This window comes from Corynebacterium sp. NML180780, from assembly GCF_007786415.1.
Lineage (GTDB): Bacteria > Actinomycetota > Actinomycetes > Mycobacteriales > Mycobacteriaceae > Corynebacterium > Corynebacterium gottingense.
Map to the genome: position 1 here is coordinate 18815 of NZ_VNKN01000008.1, position 23921 is coordinate 42735.

Here is a 23921-nt window from a genome sequence, read left to right on the forward strand (position 1 = left end):
CGGTTATATACGGTGTGGCGTGAGCTTAGCGGCCGGTGCCGGCGTAGACCACGGCCGGCTCGTCGCCGCCGAGGTCGAAGCGCTCGTGGATGGCGCGACAGGCGTTGTCCAGCTCGGACTCGCGGATCACGGCGGTGATGCGGATCTCTGAGGTGTTGATCATCTCGATGTTCACGCCGGCGTCGCGAAGCGCCTCGGTAAAGTCAGCGGTGACTCCGGGGTGCGACTTCATGCCCGCGCCGACAAGGGAGACCTTGCCAATCTCATCGTTGTGGGTCACGTCGGTCCATCCCTCGTCCTGCTGCAGCTTGGTCAGCAGGGTCATGGCGCGCGGGCGGTCCGCCACCGGGAGGGTGAAGGTGATGTCCGTCTTCTCCTCGCGGGTGGAGATGTTCTGCAGCACGGTGTCAATGTTGATCTCCGCGTCCGCGAGCGTGCGGAAGATCTTCGCGGCCTCGCCCGGGGTATCCGGGATGCCGAGCACCGTGATCTTTGCCTCCGACTTATCGGTGGCGACGCCGGACAGGACTGCTTCTTCCATGGGAATATCCTCCAATGCTCCGGCGACGAGAGTGCCGGTGTCGTTACTGTAAGACGAGCGGACTCGCATGGGCACGTTAAACGCGCGCGCGTACTCGACGCTGCGCAGCACCAAAATCTTCGACCCGGACGCGGCCAGCTCAAGCATCTCCTCAAAGCAGAGCTTGTCCAGCTTGCGGGCGTCCGAGACAATGCGCGGGTCCGCGGTGTACACGCCGTCCACGTCCGAGTAGATCTCGCACTCGTCCGCGTTCATCGCCGCGGCGAGCGCCACCGCGGTGGTGTCGGACCCGCCGCGGCCCAGGGTGGTGATGTCGCGCGTATCGCGGTTCACACCCTGGAAGCCAGCGACGATGGCGACCTTGCCCTCGTCCACCGCTTCCTGCACACGGCCCGGGGTGACCTCTATAATGCGCGCGTTTCCGTAGCGCTCGGTGGTGATCACGCCGGCCTGGGAGCCGGTGAAGGAGCGCACGTCCACGCCGAACGAGGCTACCGCCATGGCCACCAGCGAGTTGGAGATGCGCTCGCCCGCGGTGAGCAGCATGTCCATCTCGCGCGCGGGCGGGGTCGGGTTGACCTCCGCGGCGAGGTCCAGGAGCTCATCGGTGGTGTCGCCCATTGCGGAGCACACCACGACGACGTCGTGCCCGGCCTTCTTCGTGGCAACGATTCGCTCAGCGACGGCGCGGATCCGCTCCGCGCTTTCGAGGGATGAGCCTCCGTACTTCTGGACGATCAGTGCCATTGGTGTTGTACGCCTTCCATTCAGGTGACAATTCTGGGGCCGCGCAAACGTTGCAAACCCGTCATCCAACCTTAGCGGGCGAAAACTCACGATTCGAGGTATCGCACTAATATAATTCTGCGTGCACAACAACTATCTTGCGGTCGGCTTCGCATTCACGTCCGCGCTCCTGATCGCGGTGGGCACCGTCTGGCGCCACCAAATCTTGCGCGCCGGACGCGACCAAGGGGAGGTCAATGACTCCCCGCTCAGCGCCCTCAAGCGCCCCGCCTGGTGGTTCTCCCTCGCGCTCGCGCTCGCGGCGTACGGCTTCCAAGCGGTCGCGCTCGCGTTCGGCTCACTGCTCGTCGTGCAGCCAGTCCTCGTGCTCTCCCTCATGCTCACGCTGTTGCTCTCCGCGCGTGTCGAGCGCCGCCGCATGTCCGCCGCCACCTCGTTCTGGGCCATCCTGCTCACCGTGTTCGTCGGCGTCGTGGTCGTCGTCGGTCGCCCGCTACCCGGCGAGCGCGCGCCGCACACCTGGGAGTGGCTCACCGCCGTCGGCATCGGGTTCGTGGGGCTCTTCTCGACGTTCGCGTTCGCCCGCGCCTACTCCGCGGCCGTCCAAAGCCTCGCCTTTGGCATCCTCTGCGGCGCCATCTTTGGCTACCTGGCCGTGTTTTCCAAGGTGGCCGTGGACGCCTACGTCCACGGCGGCGTCCTGGGCATCCTCGCCTCCTGGCAGTTCTGGGCCATGCTCGCCTGCGCCGTGATCGGCACCGTCGTGCAGCAGTTCGCCTTCGGCGCGGGCAAGCTCGCGACCACGCTGCCGGCGATGAAGGTCGTCGAGCCGCTCGTGGCTCTGACCTTGGGACTTGTACTTTTGGGCGAAAAGTTCTCGCTGTCCGGGGCCCTCGGTTGGACAGCGATGGTGCTGCTCATCGCGGGCATGCTGTTCAGCGCGGCGATGGTGACGCGCGTGAGCATTCGGTAACGGTGGTGTTAATAAGCACCCCCTGCATATAAATATGTGATCCGCGTGACACAGTGGCTGGGCTATGTAAGATGTCTGGCATGTCACACAGGCAGCTACTCCTTCTACGCCGCGGCGGGAATCAGGCCTTTCACTAACACGGCCGGCACCCCGTCGCGGAGTTCGTGTTTGCCGGCCGTGAATAGTGCAAACGCCCACCCGTGGACGGAAGACCAATGAGCAACGCCAACGACTTTTACGTACCCCGCGAGATCAAGACCCCGAACGGCCCCAAGAATCAGGGACAGCCGGCGTGGAACAAGCAGCGCGGATCCCAGATGCCGGCGGACCGGTACCTGGCGTTCGCCGAAGAAGTTGAGGACATCACCCTGCCGGACCGCACCTGGCCGGACAAGAAGATCACGGTCGCGCCGCAGTGGTGCGCCGTAGACCTGCGCGACGGCAACCAGGCGCTGATTGACCCGATGAGCCCCGAGCGCAAGCGCCGCATGTTCAACCTGTTGGTGGAGATGGGGTACAAGGAGATCGAGGTAGGCTTCCCGTCGGCCTCGCAGACAGACTTCGACTTCGTGCGCGAGATCATTGAGAAGAACATGATCCCAGAGGACGTGACCATCCAGGTCCTGGTGCAGGCACGCGAGCACCTGATCCGCCGCACCTTCGAGGCCTGCGAGGGTGCCAAGAACGTCATCGTCCACTTCTACAACTCCACCTCCAAGCTGCAGCGCGAGGTGGTCTTCCGCAAGGACCGCCCGGCGATTAAGAAGCTGGCCACCGACGCGGCCGAGCTGATCAAGTCCATTGCGGAGGACTACCCGGATACGCGCTGGCGCTGGGAGTACTCGCCGGAGTCCTACACGGGCACCGAACTGGACTTCGCCAAGGAGGTCTGCGACGCGGTCGTGGACGTCATGGAGCCGACGCCGGCGGACCCGATGATCATCAACCTGCCGTCCACGGTGGAGATGATCAGCCCGAACGTGTACGCCGATTCCATCGAGTGGATGCACCGGAACCTGGCGCACCGTGAGTCCATCATCCTGTCGCTGCACCCGCACAACGACCGCGGCGAGGGCGTTGCCGCCGCCGAGCTGGGCTACCTGGCCGGCGCCGACCGCATCGAGGGCTGCCTGTTTGGCAACGGCGAGCGCACCGGCAACGTGGACCTGGTCACCCTGGGCCTGAACATGCTCACGCAGGGCGTGGACCCGCAGATCGATTTCTCGGACATCAACAAGATCCGCCAGACCGTGGAGTACTGCAACCAGCTGCGCGTCCCGGAGCGCCACCCGTACGGCGGCGACCTGGTCTTCACCGCCTTCTCCGGCTCGCACCAGGACGCGATTAATAAGGGCCTGGACGCGCTGGCGCAGCGCGTGCACCCGAACGCTTCCTCCAACGATGTCACCTGGGAGGAGCTGCGCGACACGGTGTGGGAGGTGCCGTACCTGCCCATCGACCCGAAGGACGTGGGCCGCACCTACGAGGCCGTGATCCGCGTGAACTCGCAGTCCGGCAAGGGCGGCGTGGCCTACATTATGAAGACGGACCACGGCATCAACATGCCGAAGGCGATGCAGCCCGAGTTCTCCGCGGTGGTGCAGAACATCACCGACAGCGAGGGCGGCGAGGTCAACTCCAAGAACATGTGGGACATTTTCGCCGGCGCCTACCTGGACCTGGACTCCCCGCTGGAACTGGTGGACTACGAGGTCACCGGCGCGGTCGCGGAGGACGACGACTCCGCGGTCCAGGTGACGGTGGACTATAAGGGCGAGCGCCACGAGCTGCGCGGCACCGGCAACGGCCCGATCGCCGCGTTTGCAAACGCGCTCGAGTCCCTGGGCATCGACTTTGAGGTGCAGGACTACTCGCAGCGCTCGCGCACGGCGGGCGACGACGCCGACGCGGTCTGCTACATTTACGCCGACGTCGACGGAGCTACAGCCTGGGGTGTTGGCATCGCCGCGTCCACGACGCGCGCGTCGCTCAAGGCGATCACCTCGGCTGTGAACCGCGGCCTGACTGCGGGAAAGGCTGGCGGCGTGTAGCCGATCACCATCGCGAGTCCAACGTTTTGCTGCCCCGCTTCGGGGGTGGCGGCGCGGCTCGGGGATCCTGAGTATGTGCCCGAGTCTCTTAAGTGGTTCACGCACGTCGGACCACTCGCCTCCCGGCGCTCTCTCAGCCGATTTCTATCAGAACGCGCGTTATTGCACGTAAACCCCGTAAATTACACGATTGTTCAACAGGCACACTTCGTCCCGATTACGGCGACACATATACTTGATCCAGAACCGGCAGTTGCAGCGCAGCGCAAGTTCTGCACTGGGGAGACACCCGGCACGTCGAACATCACCGCGCTCTGAGATAGGCTGCCAGCTAAGAGCAACGTGACACAACAACATCCCGCCCGTATTTCCAATCCGAACAGTAAGGTGGAGAAGGATCATGCAAAGCCCGAACTACGTGGTTCCCGACCACGGGATCGGCGCCGTCCGAAGCATTCCTACCTGCGATGTGGATCAGGCACTTGTGCGCAATTACCTGGCGAATGCCCGCGACGGGCACGCCGACTTCCAGGTCACGCTGCTGCAGCGCGGCGAGGACGCAGGCTTTTACATCACCGCTGACGGCAACATTCTGGGCACGATGGCCGAGCACGACGCACTGGAGTACCAGGAGCTCGCCCACATCGCCGAGGCGGGCCTGACCCCGGAGGTCACCGCCAGGGCCGAGTCGCTTGCCGACGGCACCGTGAACCTCACCCTCCGCCTCCCCCGCCCGGGCCTGTGCATCCCCGCCAACGAGCCCCCGACCGAGCCCTGGGCACTGCTGGACGGCACCGGCCCCCGCGTCGTGTCCTACCTGCCGGACGCTGCGGAGCGCGACATGGATGACCGGATGAGCTTGCTTGTCCGCCTCGGCTTCGACGAGGCCGGCGACGTCATCGCCTGCCTGGGCAAGGGCGGCGTGGGCACGCTTGACCCGCGCACCGCGTCCGAGATCACCCCGACGCTGCGCAACCTTGAGCAGCGCGGCCTCATCGTGGTCGTGCGCGGCTACCATGCGCCCACCGCCAACGGCGTCGAGCTCACCGTCAACCTCAGCGGGGTGGACGAGACCGGTACTCCGAATGAAGTTTCGCCGGTGCCGTTCCTCCCGCTGCCGGAGGCGCAGCGGATTCCGGAGCTCGTCACCGTCGGCGCCCCGAACGAGGCATCCTGCGGTCGCCCCTCCCTCGCGTCGGGCGAGCTCACCGGCGACTCGACCCCACTAGCCCCCTCCCCGCTGCTGGACGAGCCAGCGCCGGCGGAGCCCGAGGTGGACCCGGCGTCGCGCGAGGTCGCCGCGGCGACGGTGGCCAAAGACGCTGAGGACGCCAACGACGCTGAGGAACCTGCGGGTGCTGTGGCCGCGTCCACCACGCTCATCGGCGAGTCCGAGGAGAGCGTCGCGGAACCCGATCAGCCCCGGCGCCGCTTCCCGCGCTTCCGCGCCGACGACGACGCGGAAGCAGCCGCGCTCGCCGCGGAGCAAACCCCGGACCAGCCAGCCGCAGCGGTCGCGGAGGACACGGAGAAGAAGCCGGCGGCGGCGAGCCGCCTCCACCCGGCTTGCATCGCCGCGGGCACGCTGCTGATCCTGCTGACCATCGCGGGCGTCATTGCCATCAGCACCCAGTGGAACAGTGGCAACAGCGCCGCGGCGCGCATCTCGCCGACGCGCTACGACGACACCGTCGTTGCCTCCGTGGAGGACCCGCAGGATCCGGCAGTGCTGGACCAGTAGGCCAGGGCGCGGGCCGCACCGCCCGCGGCCCGACTACTATGTGAACAATGACATCGAACGAGTCCTACCCCTACGTTGCGCTCTCCGCGCAGACGACGGGCATCCACCCGTCGACCGGGCGGATCCTCACCATCGATGCCGTGACCTTTGATGACGGCGGCCGCGTCGGCGAGGAGTTCCACGCCGTCATCAACCCCGGTTGCGACCCAGGCCCCCGCCACACCCACGGCCTGAGCACCCACGAGGTCGCCCAGGCCCCGCGCTTTACCCGCTTCCTCAAGTCGCTGGACAAACTTCTCGACGACCGCGTGCTCGTCACCTTCGACACCCCCACTACCTGGGGCTTCATCGTCAGCGAGGCGCGCCGCGCCATGAGCGCCGCCGCCCGCGCCAACCGCTCGCGCAAGAAGCGCAACGGGCGCCGCCGCCAGCGCGTGGGCCACGTCCCGCACCCCACCCAGATCGTGGACCTGCTGGCTGCGGCGCGTCGGCAAGGCGTGGTGCCCACGGACCTGCGAATCGGGGCCGTCGCGGACCTGATTGGCGTGGCCTCCGAGTCGCCCGTGGCCAATGCGGAGCGCGCCGCCCGCCCCGAGGCGGAGATCTCGCGCGAGCAGACCCTCAAGCTTGTGGCCATGTACATGCAGCTCCGTGAGCACGGCGAGGTGCCTGGCCGCGCGCCGGACGAGCTCGCCGCGGACCGCTTCGGCCTGCAGCGCTCCACCGTGCGCGTCGACGCGGAGAAGGCCGGCGCCGCGGCGGACAACCCCGGGAAGTATTCCCCGGAGACCGGCCTGCGCAAGGGCATGGAGGTCGTGGTCACCGACAACATCGCGCTCGAGCCCGACACGCTTATCGACGCCGCCGTCCGCGCCGGCCTGACCTACACCGAAAAGCTCACCCGCGAGAGCTCCGTAGTGGTCACGGACGCCCTGGCGAGGGGCGCGTCGCCGGACGAACTCCGCGGGAAGGCGATGCACGGGCACCGCAAGGACATCCCGCTACTGACCGGGGAGGAGTTCCTCACCGCCGTGGAGCAGATGGGTTCTGCAGAGCGCGTGCACTAACGTAGAGCTCATGAATCCGAGAGGACGCCTTGCACGCATCCGCACGAACGCCGCGCTCACAGCGGCGAAGCTCGCCACCACCGCCTCCCGCGCCACCGGTCGCGGCGCAGGCGGCATGATCGGCGGCCTGGTCGCGGGCGCGATCGACCCGAACATTATGGACGGCCTGGGCCGCGGGCGGCCCACGGTGCTGGTCACCGGCACCAACGGCAAGTCCACCACGACCCGCATGCTGGCCCAGGCGCTGCGCACCACGTACACGGTGGCCACGAACGAGGGCGGCGACAACATGGACGCCGGCATCATCTCCGCCCTCATGGCGGGCGGCGACGCCGCCAACATCGTCCTCGAGGTGGACGAGCTCCACGTCCCCCACGTGGCGGAGAGCCTGGACGCGGACGCGCTCGTGCTGCTCAACCTGTCGCGCGACCAGCTGGACCGCGTGGGCGAGATCAATAAGATCGAGCGGGCGTTGCGCGCGTGTGTGGAAAAGCGCCCCGAGATGACGGTGGTGGCCAACTGCGACGACGTCCTCATGACGTCGGTGGCGTGGGACCACCCCAACGTAGTGTGGGTGTCCGCGGGCGCGGGCTGGGTCAATGACTCGGTGACCAACCCGCGCGGGCCCGGCTACGTCGTGCGCACCCCGGAGGGCGACTGGTACGCCACCGAGAAGCTCGCGGACGGCACCGAGTTCCGCCGCCCCTCCCCCACCTACACGGTCGATGCGCAGGGCCTGACCACCCCGTCCGGCCAGGTGCCCATGCACCTGACGCTGCCCGGCCGCGCCAACCGCGGCAACGCCGCCCAGGCCGTCGCCGCGGCCGTCGAGGCCTACGACGTCCCGCTGGACAAGGCCGTGGGCGCCGTCGAGGACGTGGACAATGTGGCCGGCCGCTACGCCACGGTCACGCTCGGCGAGCACGAGGTGCGCCTGCTGCTGGCCAAGAACCCGGCCGGGTGGCAGGAAGCCCTGACCATGCTGGACCGCGACGCGGACGGCGTGGTCATCGCCGTCAACGCCCAGCAGGGCGACGGCGCGGACGTGTCCTGGCTGTGGGACGTGAAGTTCGAGGACTTCGACGGCATCGCGGTGAAATCCGCCGGCGAGCGCGGCACGGACCTGGCGGTGCGCCTGCTGTACGCGGGCATCGAGCACGAGGTGGTCCACGACGTGGTTGAGGCGATCCGCGCCTGCCCGCCGGGGCGCGTCGAGGTGCTGGCAAACTACACCGCGTTCCGCGACCTGAAGCGGGACCTGGCCAAGCAGGAGGATTACCGTGGCTAAGCAACTGACAATCGGCCTGATTCTGCCCGACGTCCTGGGCACCTACGGCGACGACGGCAACGCGCTCGTCCTGCGCCAGCGCGCCCGCATGCGCGGCCTCGACGCGGAGATCCGCCCCTTCCTGCTCACCGACGAGATCACCGCCGACTGCGACGTCTACACGCTCGGCGGCGGCGAGGACTCGGCACAGGTGCTCGCCGCGGAGCGCCTCAAGGCGTCGCCAGGCCTGCAGCGCGCCGCCGACAACGGCACCCCGATCCTGGCCATTTGCGCAGGCCTGCAGGTCCTCGGCCACTCCTTCAACGCCGCCGGTCGCTCGGTCGAGGGCATCTCGCTTATCGACGCCACCACCACCCCCCTTTCCACCCGCGCCATCGGCGAAGTCACCACCACCCCGGCGACCGACCTCCTCACCGAGCCCCTCACCGGCTTTGAAAACCACATGGGAGGCACCGTCCTCGGCCCGGACGCCCAGCCGCTCGGCCAGGTCACGCGTGGCGTGGGCAACCTGGACAGCACCGTCGAGGGCGCGGTCCAGGGCAGCGTGATCGCCACCTACATGCACGGCCCGGTCCTGGCCCGGAACCCGCAGCTGGCGGACCTCCTCCTCGCCCGCGCCCTCGGCGTGGACACCGCGGAGCTCGCCCCGCTGGAGCTGAACGTGGTGGACGCGCTGCGCGCCGAGCGGCTGAAGTAACGAGTCCCGCTTACAGCTTCAACCGGCCGCTAAGCGCGCGCGACAGCGTGAGCTCGTCCACGAACTCCAAGTCGCCGCCCAGCGGCATACCCGACGCCAGGCGCGAAATGGTCAGCTCCGGGAAGTCCTTGAGCAAGCGCACCAAATAGGACGCGGTCGCCTCGCCCTCGGTGTCTGGGTCGGTGGCCAGGATCACCTCGCTGACCTGCGGCGAATCCTCGCCGTCGCGGTCCGGCAGCACCCCACCGATGCGCTTGAGCAGCGGGGCGATGGCGAGGTCCTTCGGTCCGACGTTGGCCAGCGGGTCTAGCGCCCCGCCGAGCACGTGGTAGCGCCCGCTGTACTCGCCGGTGCGCTCGATGACCTGGATGTCCTTGGCGTCCTCCACCACGCACACCGTGGTGGCATCCCTGCCGGAGTCGGCGCAGATACGGCACACCTCGTCGCGGGAGACGTTGTTGCAGATCCGGCAGAACGTCACGCCGTCGCGCACCGCAGCCAGCGCGGAGCGCAGCCGGTCAATGTCCTCCGGCTCCGTCTTCAGCAGGTGGAAGGCGATGCGCTGGGCGGATTTGGGGCCGACACCGGGTAAGCGCGAGAACTCGTCGATCAGGTCCTGCAGCGGGCCTTCAAACATGGCATTGCCTCCTTGGTTTGCCCTGGTTTGCGGGGGTACTACACGCCAAAGCGCCCGGCCCCACGGCCAGGCGCTACAGACGTAAAAACGGTGCGGTGCTTAGATAATGCCGCCGAACGGGATCTCACCGTCACCAGCGGACTGGCCGCCGGTCGGGCCGCCCTGCTGGCCCAGGCCCGAGCCGCCGGTCAGCGGGCCGATCTTCTCCTGCGCGAGCTCGCCGGCCTTCGTGTGCGCGTCGCGGTACGCAGCGAGGATAAGGTCCTGCAGGGACTCGACGTCCTCCGGGTCCACCGCTTCCTTCTTGATCTCCAGGTTGGTGATCTCAGCGCCGCCGGTCATGGTGACCTTCACCAGCTCGCCCCCGGCGGTACCGGTGACCTCAGTAGCCAGCAGCTCTTGCTGGGCCTGCTGCAGCTGCGCCTGCACCTCCGCCGCCTGGCGGATGAGGTCCTGCATATCGTTCGGCATGTTCGGCTCGGTCATGGTGTGCAACCTTTCTCAGTATTGTTTCCCCGACTGGGGCGGTGAGTTCCCGGCCTAGTGTACCCGTTCCCGCGCGGGCTTCCGCGCCTGCTTGCTACCAGCGAACGGCTACATCGGCTTCGCGCCGAGTTCCTTACTCAACAGCTCCATGGCCACCTCGGTGGCGTCGCGGTGATCGATCGTGCCCTCCTCCGAGAACGCCTGTTCAGCCATGTCGCGCTCCTCGTCCTCGCGCGTGTACGCAGGGGCCGGCTGCGGTGCCGGCTCTGGCTGCTGCGGTGCCGGTGCCGCCTGTGGCTGTGACTGTGACTGTGCCGGAGCCTGCGCCGGGTCCTGCGGCAATCCGTCGCCGTCGGCGTACGGGTCGTAGTCGGGCTCGTCGTCCATCGGCTCGGGCGGCAGCGGGATCTCGTCGCGCTCGCGCTGCGCCTTTTCCGCAGCCTTCCGGCTCGCCGCCTGCGCGGCAGCCTTCCAGTCGTTGGCTGCGTTCTTCTGGTTCTTCTGGCTCTTCTGTGCTGTGGGCGCCCCCGCAGGCTCCTCAGGCGCCGGCTCGTTCGAGGAGGTCCCCTGGTTCGGGTTCCACACCTGCTCCGCGCGCGGGGTCGCCCGCGGTCGCACGTTCGCCGCGGACGGGTCGGTGCCCACCACGCAGCGCACCTGCACGCGACGTCCAAGTTTCTCTTCAAACACAGCGACAATGTCGGCGTTGTTGCGGTCCGCGTTGATGCGCTCTGCAAGCGCGCCCGTGTTGTGGCCGATCACGAGGGTCTGACCATCCATGCCAAGGGGCTTCGCCTCCGTGAGCATGATTTCCGCGACCTTGTTGCGCTCGCCAACGGACTGGCGCAGCCGCGTCCAATCGCGGTGGACGCGCTCGAACAGCTCGTCAGGGTCCTGGGAATCCTGGGCCTGAGCAGCAGCAGGCTCCTGCTGCTTCGGCTCCCGCGGCATGGGCTCGGCTGGCGCAGCGGGCCTGGCGGGTTCCGCGGGCGGGGTGGGCTGCGGCTTTTCCTGCGGCGGAGTTTCCTGCGGCGCCTCCTCGCGCTGCTGCGACTCCGGCCGCGGAGCGCGCTGCGGCGGCGGGGTGGACTTGCTGCGTACCTGGCCTCGCCCACCGGCAGCCGCCGCAGCGGCCGCCGCCGCAGCCGCAGCGCTGCCACCAGCAGGGCCGCCGGACGCTGGCTGCTGCGCCGGTGTGGCAGAACCGGGAGCGGGAGCCCCGGCCCCGCCATCGATGGTGAGCAAGTGCGCCATCATGACCTCCAGCAGCAGGCGCGGCGAGGTGGCGCCGCGCAGGTCCTGGATGCGGTCGTTGACCTCGGTGGCTAGGGCCGAGAGCTGCGCGGGGCTAAACTGCTCGGCTTCTGCGCGGAGGATGTCGGCGCGGTCCACGGGGGCGTCGACAAGCCCCTGCCCAAACGCGTCGGGGACGGTGCGCACCACGAGCAGGTCGCGCAGCCGGTCGAGGAGGTCGAGGGCGAAGCGGCGCGGCTCGTGGCCGGACTCGATGACGTTATCGATGGTGTGGAAGATGGCGGAGGCATCGCGGGAGGCGAGGGCGTCCACGGCGGCGTCGAGAAGCGAAAGGTCCGTCACGCCGAGCAGCGGCAGCGCCAGGTCGTAGGTGAGCCCGTCGGGGCCGGCGCCGGCGAGCAGCTGGTCCAGCACAGACAGGGTGTCGCGGGGCGAGCCGCCGCCCGCGCGGATGACCAGCGGGTAGACGGTGTCCTCCACCTGCGCGCCCTCCTCAGCCACGACGTGCTCGAGCAGCTCGCGCATCGCCTGCGGGGTGAGCAGGCGGAACGGGTAGTTGTGGGTGCGGGAGCGGATCGTGCCCAGCATCTTCTCCGGCTCGGTGGTAGCGAAGATGAAGATGAGGTGCTCCGGCGGCTCCTCCACGATCTTCAGCAGCGCGTTGTTCCCGGACTGAGAGATCATGTGCGCCTCATCGATGATGAAGACGCGGTAGCGCGACTCCGCCGGCGCGAACATGGCGCGCTCGCGCAGGTCGCGCATGTCGTCGACGCCGCCGTGCGACGCCGCGTCCAGCTCCATCACGTCCAGGTTTCCGGAGCCACCCGGCGCGAGCGAGCGGCACGAGTCGCACACCCCGCACGGGGTGGACGTCGGCCCCTCCACGCAGTTCAGGGAGCGGGCGAGGATGCGCGCCGACGAGGTCTTGCCGCAGCCGCGCGGGCCTGAAAACAGGTAGGCGTGGTTGATGCGCCCGTTGTCCAGGGCGGTCGACAGCGGGACTGTCACCTGCTCTTGGCCAATTACTTCACCAAAGGTCGCGGGACGATATTTCCGGTAGAGAGCCACGCCGCCCAAGTTTAGGCATCGCGATACCAGTCGGCCATTGCGGCCCCGCGCCGCCGCATCCGCCGCTCGAGCACGGCCCCACCTTGCTCCGAGGCGATGGCGAACTCGTCGTCCGTGAGCAGCGCCAGTTCCAGCAGCAGGGTCAGCCGCCCGGGCTCGCGTACCAGCGGCGTGCCCTGCTCGAACAGGCGCGGTTCGCGCAGCAACCCGTGCCGCACACTCACCCCGTCGGGCAGGTCCACCCGGTCAAGCAGGTGTTCCAGCAGCACCCCAGGCTGCGCGGGCACGCCGAGCTCCAGGACCATCGTCGCGGCGGCACCCAGTGCGGCACCGAGCAGTTGCTTATCGACGCCCGCGTGCACCACCATCTCGCACCGCACATCCGTACCCGTCTCCGATTCGAGCGCGAGCCCGGTATCTACCTCGGAGAACCCGCAGGTGGCGGCGATCCCCTCGGCGGCGAGGGCGGGGAAGGGGGCGGGTGGGGCGTCGATAAGCATGGGCTCGGGAGGTAGCAACGACCCGAGCCACTCGGCAGCCTGGTTAGGCCTCACGCTGCTCGATGGCGGCGAAGAGGACGCACAGCGCGACGCCGTCCATCGCCTCGACGACCTCATCGAGCGGCGGCAGCGACGGCGCGAGGCGCAGGGTGCGGTCGTGCGGGTCGTCGTGCAGCGGGAACGGGGAGCCCGCCTGCGTGAGCTTGATGCCGGCCTCCTTGGCCAGCTGCCACACGCGGGTCGCGGTGCCGTCCGGCACGTCCAGGGACACGAAGTAACCGCCCTCCGGCCTGGTCCACTCCGCGATGCCGTAGCCGCCCAGGCGCTCCTCCAGCGCGCGCTCGACCGCCTCAAACTTCGGACCGAGCGAACCGGCGTGCTTGCGCATCACCACGCGCACGCCCTCCGCGTCGTGGAAATACATGGCGTGCGCGAGCTGGTTCCGCTTGTTGGGACCGATGCCACGCACCCCTGCGATCTTGGTGTACCAGGCCAGGTTCTCCTCCGAGGAGGCGAAGAAGGCCACGCCCGAGCCCGCGTGGGTGATCTTGGACGTGGAGCTCATGTACCAGAAGCGGTTCGGGTTGCCCGCCTGTGCGGCGATCTCCAGCACGTTCGGGTTCTCTGGGAACTCGTCGGTCAGCGTGTGCACCGCGTACGCGTTATCCCACACAATGCGGAAATCGGGCGCGGCCGTCTCCATCGCGGCGAGGCGGTCGATCACCTCGCGCGAGTACACCGTGCCGGTGGGGTTGCTAAAGACGGGGACGGTCCACATGCCCTTGACCTGCGGGTCCTTGGCCAGCTCCTCGACCTTGTCCATGTCGGGGCCGCCGTCACGCATCGGCACGGTGACCATCTCGAAGCCGAACAGCTCGGTGATGGAGAAGTGGCGGTCGTACCCCGGCACCGGGCAGATCCACTTGACGTGCTCCTCATCCTTCCACGGGCGCGCGGAGTCATTGTTGCCAAACATGTAGGAGAAGGACACCAGGTCAAACATGATGTTCAGCGAGGAGGAATCGCCGGCGATGACCAGCTTCGGGTCCACGCCGAGCACCTCCGCCCACAGGTTGCGGATGTCCGGGATGCCCACGCCGCCGCCGTAATTGCGCACGTCGCCGCCGGAGCTGTCCGTGAAGCGGTCCTTGCCCGGCAGCTCCAGGAGCTCGTTACCAAAGTCCAGCTGCTCGGACGACGGCTTGCCGCGCGTCAGATCCAGCTTCAGGCCCTTCGCCTGCAGGTCGGCGTACTGCGCGCGGACCTCTTGCGCCAGCTCAGCGAGCTGCTCCGGGGTGTGGTCTGTCAGCGGAGTGTGTCCCATGTGCGATTCACGCATCCAATCGTGGGTAGGCGATAACGTTTTGCCCCGATCTTACAACGGGGCTGCGATCGCCCAGCAACGCAAAACCGGCACCTCGCGTGATTGCGGGGTGCCGGTGAGTTGGCGGAGGATGTGGGATTTGAACCCACGAGGGTATTGCTACCCGCACGCGTTCCAGGCGTGTGACATAGGCCGCTAGTCGAATCCTCCAATGAGTAACGCTCACAGCGTCGTGGCAATACTTTAGCGCATGCACCTATTCGGTCCAAAACCGCTGGGCAAGCGGCATGGCGGGGCGTCGATAGGCATTGGGCGCTGGCGGGGTTTGGAGCTCGCGGGAATTGTTGGCTACAGTGTGGGGCAGGATCCCACGCGGTGCTTATCTTGTGAACTCCCCCAGGGCGGGAACGCAGCAAGGGTCAGCGAGCTCTGGCAGGTGCGTGGGGTCCCCTTATTTTTGCCGTGGGGCCGTGCGCCTGGCGGGGCGCCGGGGCGAGTTCTGACCTGTTTGACGAGAACCCCTTGACGAAGTCGCAGACTTGTCCGCATCCTCGTCATCCTGCGCTCGTCATCTAGCCGAATAACACCGGAAGCCCCCACACCCCGGCAGGCAACAGCCCCGTTTGACGAGGACGCCGGAGGTCTTCGAGAGGTAGCGTAGCGGCACAACGCTCATATACCGTTTTCGGCTAGGCTGGGCCACACGACATCAGCCCCGTAGAAGGAAGGCCCAATCACCATGGACGCAAAGCTTTACGACGTCATGAACGCCCAGGTCACCGAGGAGTACCTCGCCGCGTACCTGTACCGCCACCTGGCCAACGAGATGACAGAGCTCGGTTTCGACGGCGCTGCCACCTGGTTCATCGCGCAGGCGCAGGAAGAAGTGGAGCACGCCGCCAAGTTCACCAAGCACCTCCAGGACCGCGGGCAGCGCGTGGTGCTCGCCAGCATCGAGCTCGACGCGCCAAAGATCGCGAGCCTGCTCGAAGCCTTCAAGGCTTCGCTTGAGCACGAGCAGAAGGTGACGGCGGAGATTCGCCACATCGCCCGCGTTGCCGACGAGGTGGGGGATCTGGAGTCCCGCGACACCATTAACTGGTTCCTCTCCGAGCAGGTTGAAGAGGAGTCGAGCGCGCAGGGCATCATCGACAAGCTGGAGCTCGTTGGCAATGACGGCGCGGGGCTGCTGCGCATCGACGAGCAGCTCGCACAGCGCGGCGACAATTAAGGCGAGGAGTAGTCAGCCCCTCCAGACCCAGGGTTTGCGCGGCAGCGCCCCTGGGTCGAACTGTGTCAGCAGCTCCCCGACGCTGTCCACGCCGGGGCAGCCTATCGACGCCGCAATCTCCCCCACCACCGCCTCCACCGGCCGCTCGCGCGTCATCTCCCGCAGCGTCACCGCCCCGTCACGCTTTGCCAACCTTCGACCCTCCCCGTTGACCACCAGCGGCACGTGCACGTACTCGGGCTGCTCGTAGCCCAGCAGGTGGGCCAGGTAGGCCTGCGCGGGCGCAGAGAACGTGAGATCGTCGCCGCGCACGACTTGGTCGATGCCCTGCTCACCGTCGTCCACAACCACGGCGAGGTTGTACGCCCAATCCCCCGCCTGGGCCTGGTTGAGGTTGCCGCCGCGGCGCAGGATGACGTCATCGACCGGCCCGGCGACCTCGCCGGCATAGAAATCGCGCGCGAACCACTCGGCGACTCCGGCGCGCAGCCGCAGCGCCGGCATCCGCCCCTGCTCGGCCAGCTCGGCCCGCTTCGCCTCGCGCTCGGCCTCGGTGAGGTCGCGGCACGTGCCCGGGTAGAGGCCGGGGCGGGCGTGCGGAGCGCTGGCGGCCTCGCGGATGTCGCGGCGCGTGCAGTAGCACTCGTAGGTCTCCAACCCCTCCAGCGCCGCGGCGTAGCGCTCTCCGTTGTCGGATTGGTAAGTCACCGGCGGGTCGAAGTCCAGGCCCAGCGCCTCGAGGTCCTCGATCTGCCGCGCGGCCGATTCCGCGCTGGAACGCTCCGAATCGATGTCCTCGATGCGCAGGGAGAAGTCACGGCCGGTGCGACGAGCGAAGAGCCACGCCAGCACGGCGGTGCGCAAGTTGCCAATGTGCAGGTCCCCGCTCGGCGAGGGCGCGTATCTCCCAGCAGACATGCCCCGAGCCTACTTATGGTTGAATACTCATCCGTGACAACCCCAGATACCCCAGTTTCCCGCTCCCCGTACCCGATCCTGCTCGCCGTCTTCTGTGCAGTGTTCCTCATCTCCAACATCACCGCGCAGAAGGGCGTGGCGTTGGGGCCGTTGCTTACCGACGGCGCGTTCTTCCTCTTCCCACTCTCCTACGTCATCGGCGACGTCCTCGCCGAGGTCTACGGCTTCAAGGCGGCCCGCCGCGCCGTGTTCACCGGCTTTGGCATCGCCATCCTCGCGGTCGTCTCCTTCTACATCGCCATCTGGCTCCCCGCCGCGGACTTCTACGACGCCCAGGACACGTTCGCCTCCGTGCTCGGTCTGGTGCCGCAGATCGTGGCGGCGTCGCTGGCCGGCTACGTGGTGGGGCAACTCTCCAACGCGTGGGTCCTGCAGAAGATGAAGGACCGCTTTGGCACGGGCAACCTGTGGGCGCGCCTGATCGGTTCCACCGTCGTGGGCGAGTTCGTGGATACGCTCCTGTTCTGCGCGATCGCGGCGAGCGTGATCGGCATCAGCACGGCGGGCGACTTCATCAACTACGTCCTGGTCGGCTTCCTGTGGAAGACGCTGCTGGAGGTCGTGCTATTGCCGGTTACCTACCCGACGATTGCGTGGGTGCGTGGCGTCGAAAAGCGTCATGCTGGCCACGCAGACCTCACGACGAAGTAACAATTCTCTTAAAATCCGCCAGATTGGTCGACGCGTCCGCAAATGGTCGCTACGTTGGGTACCACTGGTTCCGAAAGGGGCCACGGATTAGCAAAACCCGAACGAAAGGAATTAGCACAATGGGCGTTTTTGACAAGGCAAAGGATGCACTGAACTCCGAGGAAGCTACCGACAAGGGCCTGGACAAGGCTGCGGACGCTGCCAAGGGCAAGCTCGGCGAGGATAAGGCCGACAAGGTCGACCAGGCTCGCGATGCCATCGACGGCAAGCTCGGCTCCGAGTAACCCTCGGTTCCCGTATTGACGGGCCGTACCCCCTCCCGGGGTGCGGCCCGTTTTTCATGCAAAAACTTTAGTCACCCAAGCTACGCATAAGTTGTGCATAAACACCGAATAAGAAGCGGCGGTTTGGTGGGACAGGTGTCGAAGACGAGGTACACTGGCGAGGGTGAATGCAGAACAACGCCCCGCCTCGCCCACAGGCCTCACAGGTTCCGCCAAGCTACACCTGTTGGACCAAGCCACCCGCCTCCTCGGCCGCGGGGGCCGCGACGCGCTGACCATCCCGGCAGCCGCTGACCTGGCAGGCGCCACCGTCGATGAAGCGAAGACGCTCTTCAGCTCCGACGAGGATCTGTATAGCGAGGTCAGCGCGTTCCTTGACGAGCGCCTCCGTGGTTTCACCGACCAAGAGCTGGCAAAGCTGCCCGCGGACGCGTCGGTCACGCAGAAGCTGCGCGCCAACGCCACCGGTTACTTCAACCAGGCACTGGACAACCCCACCTACTTCGCCGCGTACAGCCGCTCGAAGGTGGCGCACCAGTTCCCCAACTTTGAGGAGCAGGTCGACAAAGCCCCGGACCTGGACGCCTTCCCGCCGGCGACGACGCGCATTATCCGGCTGCTGGTGGAGCTCACCAAGGAGATGGGCATGCCGGTGGACAACACCCTCATCCTCCGCGAGACCATAACGGTCCTCTCGGAGATGCACGGACTCACCCACCTGGCCACGTTTGGCATCATGCGCCACCTCTCCCCCACGGCAAAGCGACAAACCTTCCAGGCGGCCCTGCAGACCCTGCTGTCCGGCCTCGTCGACACAATCAAGGAAGGCCACATCCTGGCCTTCGAGCCGGAGCACATCAAAGGCGAGCTTCTCGAGCCATTTACCACCAAGGCCAAGGACATGCCGCGTGACACCAGGGACGAGGTTCGCGAAGCCCTGTTCCGCGGCGCCGCCGAGGTCGTCGTCACCCGCAGCGTCGCCGAGATGACCCTGGAGGCCGCCGCCGAGCAAGCCAGCCTCCCGGTGAGCACCGCGCGCCAGCTTTTCGACGGCGACGCGGCCCTCCTCCACGAGCTTGAGGTCCACCTCGACGAGGCCAACACCCAGGCGATCCTGCGCCAGAGCAGCTTCGTCTCCGAAGGCTCGCCGGGACTGACCTACATCAAGGCCACCGGCTTCGGCTACCTGCAGTACGCGCTGACCGACCCGGTCGGATTCGTCGCCCTCATCGAGATTTCCAGCCGCTCCATCGTCCCCGTCTCCTTCGACGACGAGGGCGGCACCGCCCAGCCCTTCGACATGGGCAAGGCGTTCACCTTCCTGATGAACATCGTGCGCGACGCGATCTCGCAGTCCGAAGGACCGCGCTCCACCTGGGTGCTCTACACCCAGATGATGGCGCTGTGGGCGTCCATCCACGGCGTCTCTCAGCTCGCCACGATCGGCGTGCTCACCTACGACAACCAGGACTTCAGCTACCGAATTGCCTCCCGAGTGATGGACATCCTGCTCCGGGGCATGATCAACATCCTCGAGCTGCGCCCGCAGTAGTAGCGCATAAGTCACGCGTCCACTCTCTGGCCTGCCCGCCGCTCGACGCGATCGCCGACTAACTTTTGGGCGAAAAGTTCATTTCCCCTGGTTATGTGCGGGCGTTGGCGTAGTAGCGCCCCATGAACTCGTCGCGGTACGCCTCGTACTCACCGGCGTCGATGGCGGCGCGGATGTTGTCCACGAGACGGATCATGAACTCCAGGTTGTGCATGGTGCACAGCGTGCCAGCGAGGAATTCCTTCGCTTTGAGGAGGTGGTGGATGTAGGCGCGGGAGTAGTTCTGAGAGACGTAGCCGCCAAACTCCTCGTCCACCCCTGCAAAGTCGCGCTTGAAGCGGGCTGCGGTGAGGTTCATTCGCCCATCTAGGGTGTACACGCCACCGCGGCGGCCCAGTCGGGTCGGCGCGACGCAGTCGAAGGTGTCCGCGCCCGCCTCCACGGCGGTGAAGATGTCGTCCGGCTCGGAGATGCCAAGCAGGTGGCGGGGCTTGTCGGCGGGCAACTCGTCGGTGACCCAACCGACGATAGTGCCCAGGTTCTCCTTCTCCAGGGCGCCACCGATGCCGAAGCCGCCGAAGCCGCGCTTGCCCTCCTCGCGGGCCTCACGGTCCAAGTCCAGCAGGCCCCGCACCGCGGATCGGCGCAGGTCCTCGTACTGTGCGCCCTGCACCACGCCCCACAGCGACTGCAGCGGCTTACCCTCGCGGGCGTGGGTGAGACGGTCGTGCTCGTCCAGGCAGCGCTTCGCCCAGCGGCGGGTGCGCTCCACGGAGTGCTCCTGGTAGTCGCGGGTGTCCACCAGGGTGGTCAGCTCGTCGAAGGCGAACATAATGTCCGCGCCCAACTGGTGTTGGATCTGCATGCTCACCTCAGGGGTGAAGCGGTGCGAGGAGCCGTCGATGACAGACTTGAAGTCGACGCCGTCGTCGTCGACACGCGCCATGCGGTCCTTGTTGGCTGCGCGGATGTCGCTCTCGTCCAGGTCCGCGATGTCCATCGCCAGCACCTTTTTGAAGCCGACGCCCAGGCTCATCACCTGGAAGCCGCCGGAGTCGGTGTAGGTCGGCCCGTCCCAGTGCTCAAACGCGGCCACGCCGCCCGCCTCGTCGACGATGTCCGGGCCCGGCTGCAGGTATAGGTGGTAGGCGTTGGACAGGATGGCCTGGGCCCCGGTCTGGTGGATCTGCTCCGGGGTCAGCGTCTTCACCGTCGCCTTCGTGGCCACGGGGATGAACGCGGGCGTCTGAATGTCGCCGTGCGGAGTGTGGATCGTGCCCGTGCGGCCGTGGCGGCCCGGCGCGGGCTCGAGCTCAGTGCCGACGGTGTAGGAAAGATCGGTGTGTGTGGGGTTCATCGGGCGGGCTCCAGTTCTGCAGTGTCGGGGTGGGTGCGGTGGTCTTCAAACTCGCGCTCCAGGCCGGTGCCCTCCACGTCCACGTGCGGCAAGATCCGGTCGAGCCAGCGGGGCATCCACCAGGTCGAACGACCGAGGATGAACATGGTGGCCGGGACGAGTGCCATCCGGACGAAGAAAGCGTCGAAAAGCACTGCGACGCCGAGCGCAAAGCCGAAGATCTGGATGAATGGGAGCGGCTGGTTGATGAAGGCCACGAAGACGGCGATCATGATGATCGCGGCGGCCGTGACCACGCGCGCGCCCTGCGCGAAGCCGTCGACGGTGGAGTGCTGGACGGCGTGGATTTCCGCGTCGGGGTCGCCCTCGCGGCGCAGCTTGAGGTAGTGCTCGCGGATGCGCGTGACCAGGAAGACCTGGTAGTCCATGGCCAGGCCGAAGGTGACGCCGATGAGGAAGATGGGCAGGAAGGACAGAATCGGGGTCGGCGTGTTGACCAGGCCCAGGAAGCCCTCCTGCCAGAACAGGACCGTGACGCCGAAGGCCGCGCCGACCGAGAGCAGGAAGCCCAGGCCCGCGACCACGGGCACGAGGATGGAGCGGAACACGATCATGAGCAGCAGGATCGCCAGCCCAACCACGATCGCCAGGTAGAGCGGCATCGCGCCGCTGAGCTCCTCGGTGATGTCCATCTGCACCGCCGTGAGCCCCGTCAGGCCAATGGTCACGCCGGTGGCGTCCTCGACCTGGTGCAGGGTCTCGCGCAGGCCGTGCGCGACCTCGAGCGTGTACTCCTCCTCCGGGCCGCCCTGCGGGTAGGCCACCATCTGCGCCGCGGTCATGTCGTCGTTGACACCGATGAGCTGCGCGTGCTGGATGCCGCTGACCGTGCCGGCCTCGCCAACGGCGTAGAGGAAGGAAGCAAGCGCCGCCTTCTCGGCGTCGCCGCCCTGCTCGTCCGGGATCGCGTCCATGTACGGCCGCAGGATCTCCGAGTCGGGTTTCGCCGCGTGCGCGTCCACCACGACGAGGAACGGCGCGTTCACGCCAGGTCCGAAGCCTTCCGCCATGAGCTCCGCCGACTTGCGCTGGGTGGTGTCGAGGTTCGAGGTGCTATCCGACGGCAGCGCCATCTCCAAGTCCAGCACCGGTGCAGCCAGCGCGCCCAGGCCCAGGACCACGCACGCCATGACCACGGCCGGGAACTTCCGCACGAAGTTGACCCAGGTGCGGCCCATGGACTTTTCGTCCAAATCTTTCGCGGGGCGCTTCCCGGGGCCGGGCTGGCCGGCAACGCCCGGGATGCGGCCCGCGAACGCGCGGTCGCCCCACAGGCCGAGCAGCGCGGGCAGGAGCGTGAGCGCCACGAGCACGGAGACCAGCACCGTCAGCGCGGCGGCGAGGCCCATCCAGGAGAGGAACTCGATCCCCGCCAACACCAGCGCGACGAGGGCGACGAACACGGTCGTGCCCGCGAACACGACGGAGGACCCGGCGGTGCCCACCGCCATGCCGGCCGCGTCGGGCCCGGGCAGCGTCCTGCGCTCCTGGCGGTAGCGGGACAGGATGAACAGGGCGTAGTCAATCCCCACCGCCAGGCCGATCATCACGGCGAGCACCGGGGTGACGTTGTTCAGGTCCACCCAGTGCGTGGTCAGCACGATGGCGAGCGCGCCGATGCCCACGCCCACCACCGCAGTGATGAGTGGGATCGTGGAAGCCGCGAGGGAGCCAAACGTGATGAGCAGGACCAGGAAGGCGACGCCGAGGCCGATGAGCTCGGAGGTGGTGTTGATCTCGATCGGGTCGCCGAAGCCGGCGCCGCCGGCCTCCACCTCCAGGCCGGCGTCGCGGCCGATCTGCATCGCCTGGTTCACCACGTCGCGGTCTGCCTGCTCCACCGTCATGGAGGACTCGGCCCCGAACTCGAAGGTGGTGTAGCCGATCCGGCCGTCGTCCGAGACCGTGCGCAGGTTGTGCGCGTCCGCCTTCGCCGTCTCTTCCGGCAGGCCCATGTCCGTCATCTGGGTGACGATCATGTCCTGCAGCTCGCGGTTGACCTCGACCGGGTTGCCAAAGCGGTCGGTGCCGCTCAGCCCCTCGAGGTTGTCCTCGATGTAGCCGACCGTGTCATCCATCGCCCGCATGTATTCCGGGCTGTCCAGCGACTGGCCGTCGGGCGCGGCGAACACCAGGTTGACGCCCGGCGCGGTGGCCACGTTGCCCTCCCCGGGGAAGTTCTCCTCCAACGTGTCCAGCGCGGAGATGGCGGGCGTGCCGGAGATGGAGAACTCGGAGGTAAACGGCCGCATCAGCGAGAGGGCGCCCGCCGCGGTCGCGCCGAGGATACACAGCCACGCCACGATCACCCGCCATTTGCGCAGGTAGGACCATCGTCCTAGCCGGAAGAGGAGCTTCGCCACAGATCACACGGCCCTTCGGGTGTTGGGAAAGAGAGGTCTTGCGTACGTTTCAAGTACTCGGCCAATCATAGTGGTCGGGCACGCTGGGCCAAAGGGGTCACAACTCAGATGACGAGGACGGGTTGACGAAGATGCGGTCCCGAACGCCAGGGGCTCGTCACGGGGATCTCGTCAAACAGGCTCTTTTGTTTGTGCAGTTAGTGGCAATGGACCGCCTTCTCTTTGAACTCGCTCTTTGAACTCGGCAGAATAACATTCAGGACGCTGATAGGCATTGTGTGTGGCAGGCGCTGACAACGATCCGGGTTAACGCAGATTTTGCACGAAAAATTGGCGATGCCCACGAAACAGACCATCCTGGTTCTCCTGAAGCTGGGCACATGGATCAAACAAACAATGCCATTGGTCGAGACATTGGATTGCGACACGAAGGAGATGAAGCGGGCGCCATCAATGAATGTCATGCGCAGGCTAAAAACGGTGGTCTGATCAAGATAAACTGATTGGTAAGGAATTTGTTGTGAAAGAAAGAACGATCATTCCGGAAGTGCTTTTTGGAATTGTCTTGGGCTTCGCAACCCTTTATGGCGGAGTGCTCCTGTCCACATGGCTTCCAATACCTTTCGTTTTCTATGGGCTACCTCTACCTTCATTGGTGGTGTTGGGCGTATTAGCCATGTCTGTCTACATGTTGAAAAAGGATCGGCTTAGCGACCGATCATGGCGTGCTTTTGCCTTCACATTCGTCGCGTTTTTCGTCTTATCAGCGTTCTTATGGGTGAGCACCATTTCTGGCTATGGAAACTTCGCATAGTCAATAGATATGGAACCGCTGTAAGGCCAATACAGTTAGCCAGTCTAGAGGCTCAAACAGGCCAAAACTGGGTAAAACTGGGACACGAACGCAAAAGTGGCGCACCCCCAACATCCGGGGATGCGCCACTTTTCTTTGGCGGTAGCGGCGGGATTTGAACCCGCGGAGGTTTGACCCTCACTCGCTTTCGAGGCGAGCACCTTCGGCCGCTCGGACACGCTACCGTGAAACAGAATAACGGTAGGGTGCGCCGGAGA

General features: G+C 66.6%; 21 protein-coding genes, 2 tRNA genes and 1 other RNA gene. 13 read left to right on the forward strand and 11 right to left on the reverse strand.

All coding sequences use genetic code 11. From position 1 onward, the window contains the following. Positions 1-25: 25 nt before the first annotated feature. Positions 26-1288, reverse strand: coding sequence for an aspartate kinase (locus FPP74_RS06665; protein ID WP_144717601.1), 1263 nt, complete (start codon positions 1286-1288; stop codon positions 26-28). A gap of 121 nt (positions 1289-1409) precedes the next feature. Between FPP74_RS06665 and FPP74_RS06670 the strand changes: the two genes are divergently transcribed. The 6 genes from FPP74_RS06670 (at position 1410) to FPP74_RS06695 (ending at position 9105) form a co-directional block, all read left to right on the forward strand. Then, positions 1410-2261: a DMT family transporter gene (locus tag FPP74_RS06670; protein ID WP_144717603.1), complete on the forward strand. Its 852-nt coding sequence runs from the start codon at positions 1410-1412 to the stop codon at positions 2259-2261. A 215-nt stretch (positions 2262-2476) separates the two neighbouring features. Then, a complete protein-coding gene (gene leuA / locus FPP74_RS06675; protein WP_144717605.1) occupies positions 2477-4312 on the forward strand; it encodes a 2-isopropylmalate synthase in 1836 nt (611 codons plus the stop codon). 400 nt (positions 4313-4712) lie between these two features. After that, positions 4713-6053, forward strand: a complete 1341-nt coding sequence (locus FPP74_RS06680; protein WP_144717607.1) for a hypothetical protein — start codon at positions 4713-4715, stop codon at positions 6051-6053. Between the two features lie 47 nt (positions 6054-6100). After that, positions 6101-7120 carry a DNA polymerase III subunit epsilon gene (locus FPP74_RS06685; protein ID WP_144717609.1) on the forward strand — a complete coding sequence of 340 codons (1020 nt, stop codon included), beginning with the start codon at positions 6101-6103 and terminating at the stop codon, positions 7118-7120. Positions 7121-7130: 10 nt separating this feature from the next. Beyond that, positions 7131-8408, forward strand: a complete 1278-nt coding sequence (locus FPP74_RS06690; RefSeq protein ID WP_144717611.1) for a MurT ligase domain-containing protein — start codon at positions 7131-7133, stop codon at positions 8406-8408. Further along, positions 8401-9105, forward strand: a complete 705-nt coding sequence (locus tag FPP74_RS06695; RefSeq protein WP_144717613.1) for a type 1 glutamine amidotransferase — start codon at positions 8401-8403, stop codon at positions 9103-9105. The genes FPP74_RS06690 and FPP74_RS06695 overlap by 8 nt, the downstream gene beginning before the upstream one ends. Positions 9106-9115: 10 nt before the next feature. On the opposite strand, the gene recR is transcribed toward FPP74_RS06695, so the two are convergent. From recR to FPP74_RS06725, 6 genes are all read right to left on the reverse strand, one after another. Continuing rightward, on the reverse strand, positions 9116-9742 hold the full coding sequence (gene recR / locus FPP74_RS06700; RefSeq protein WP_095275233.1) for a recombination mediator RecR: 627 nt from the start codon (positions 9740-9742) through the stop codon (positions 9116-9118). A gap of 99 nt (positions 9743-9841) precedes the next feature. Further along, positions 9842-10228, reverse strand: coding sequence for a YbaB/EbfC family nucleoid-associated protein (locus FPP74_RS06705; RefSeq protein WP_095275234.1), 387 nt, complete (start codon positions 10226-10228; stop codon positions 9842-9844). Between the two features lie 108 nt (positions 10229-10336). Next, positions 10337-12550: a DNA polymerase III subunit gamma and tau gene (locus FPP74_RS06710; RefSeq protein ID WP_144717615.1), complete on the reverse strand. Its 2214-nt coding sequence runs from the start codon at positions 12548-12550 to the stop codon at positions 10337-10339. Positions 12551-12561: 11 nt separating this feature from the next. Further along, on the reverse strand, positions 12562-13104 hold the full coding sequence (locus FPP74_RS06715; RefSeq protein WP_233125664.1) for a hypothetical protein: 543 nt from the start codon (positions 13102-13104) through the stop codon (positions 12562-12564). Next, positions 13094-14374 (reverse strand): aminotransferase class I/II-fold pyridoxal phosphate-dependent enzyme, encoded by a 1281-nt coding sequence (locus tag FPP74_RS06720; RefSeq protein WP_095546866.1) that lies wholly within the window; start codon positions 14372-14374, stop codon positions 13094-13096. Before FPP74_RS06720 ends, FPP74_RS06715 begins: the two co-directional genes overlap by 11 nt. A 121-nt stretch (positions 14375-14495) precedes the next feature. Beyond that, positions 14496-14584, reverse strand: a tRNA-Ser gene (locus FPP74_RS06725). Between the two features lie 149 nt (positions 14585-14733). Here FPP74_RS06725 and ffs point away from each other — a divergent pair. Then, positions 14734-14832: signal recognition particle sRNA small type (gene ffs / locus FPP74_RS06730), an RNA gene on the forward strand. 281 nt (positions 14833-15113) lie between these two features. Continuing rightward, positions 15114-15605, forward strand: a complete 492-nt coding sequence (locus FPP74_RS06735; protein WP_095275238.1) for a ferritin — start codon at positions 15114-15116, stop codon at positions 15603-15605. Positions 15606-15617: 12 nt separating this feature from the next. Here FPP74_RS06735 and gluQRS read toward each other — a convergent pair whose 3' ends face one another. Continuing rightward, positions 15618-16523, reverse strand: coding sequence for a tRNA glutamyl-Q(34) synthetase GluQRS (gene gluQRS / locus FPP74_RS06740; RefSeq protein WP_144717617.1), 906 nt, complete (start codon positions 16521-16523; stop codon positions 15618-15620). Positions 16524-16538: 15 nt separating this feature from the next. Here gluQRS and FPP74_RS06745 point away from each other — a divergent pair, with 15 nt between their 5' ends. The 3 genes from FPP74_RS06745 to FPP74_RS06755 all read left to right on the forward strand — a co-directional run bounded on the left by FPP74_RS06745 (position 16539) and on the right by FPP74_RS06755 (position 19070). Beyond that, positions 16539-17234: a queuosine precursor transporter gene (locus tag FPP74_RS06745; protein WP_144717619.1), complete on the forward strand. Its 696-nt coding sequence runs from the start codon at positions 16539-16541 to the stop codon at positions 17232-17234. A gap of 119 nt (positions 17235-17353) precedes the next feature. Further along, positions 17354-17518 carry an antitoxin gene (locus FPP74_RS06750; RefSeq protein ID WP_095275241.1) on the forward strand — a complete coding sequence of 55 codons (165 nt, stop codon included), beginning with the start codon at positions 17354-17356 and terminating at the stop codon, positions 17516-17518. 163 nt (positions 17519-17681) lie between these two features. Further along, entirely contained in the window at positions 17682-19070 is a 1389-nt protein-coding gene (locus FPP74_RS06755) for a WHG domain-containing protein (protein WP_144717621.1), read from the forward strand. A 91-nt stretch (positions 19071-19161) separates the two neighbouring features. On the opposite strand, the gene tgt is transcribed toward FPP74_RS06755, so the two are convergent. After that, positions 19162-20427: a tRNA guanosine(34) transglycosylase Tgt gene (tgt, locus tag FPP74_RS06760; RefSeq protein WP_144717623.1), complete on the reverse strand. Its 1266-nt coding sequence runs from the start codon at positions 20425-20427 to the stop codon at positions 19162-19164. Then, the gene (locus tag FPP74_RS06765) at positions 20424-22850 is read right to left on the reverse strand and encodes an MMPL family transporter (protein WP_144717625.1); all 2427 of its coding nucleotides are present in this window, start codon (positions 22848-22850) and stop codon (positions 20424-20426) included. Before FPP74_RS06765 ends, tgt begins: the two co-directional genes overlap by 4 nt. A 278-nt stretch (positions 22851-23128) precedes the next feature. Here FPP74_RS06765 and FPP74_RS06770 point away from each other — a divergent pair, with 278 nt between their 5' ends. Continuing rightward, positions 23129-23353 (forward strand): hypothetical protein, encoded by a 225-nt coding sequence (locus FPP74_RS06770; RefSeq protein WP_133064068.1) that lies wholly within the window; start codon positions 23129-23131, stop codon positions 23351-23353. A gap of 17 nt (positions 23354-23370) precedes the next feature. Continuing rightward, entirely contained in the window at positions 23371-23664 is a 294-nt protein-coding gene (locus tag FPP74_RS06775) for a hypothetical protein (RefSeq protein ID WP_144717626.1), read from the forward strand. 136 nt (positions 23665-23800) lie between these two features. Here FPP74_RS06775 and FPP74_RS06780 read toward each other — a convergent pair. Beyond that, positions 23801-23888, reverse strand: a tRNA-Ser gene (locus tag FPP74_RS06780). Positions 23889-23921 lie beyond the last annotated feature (33 nt).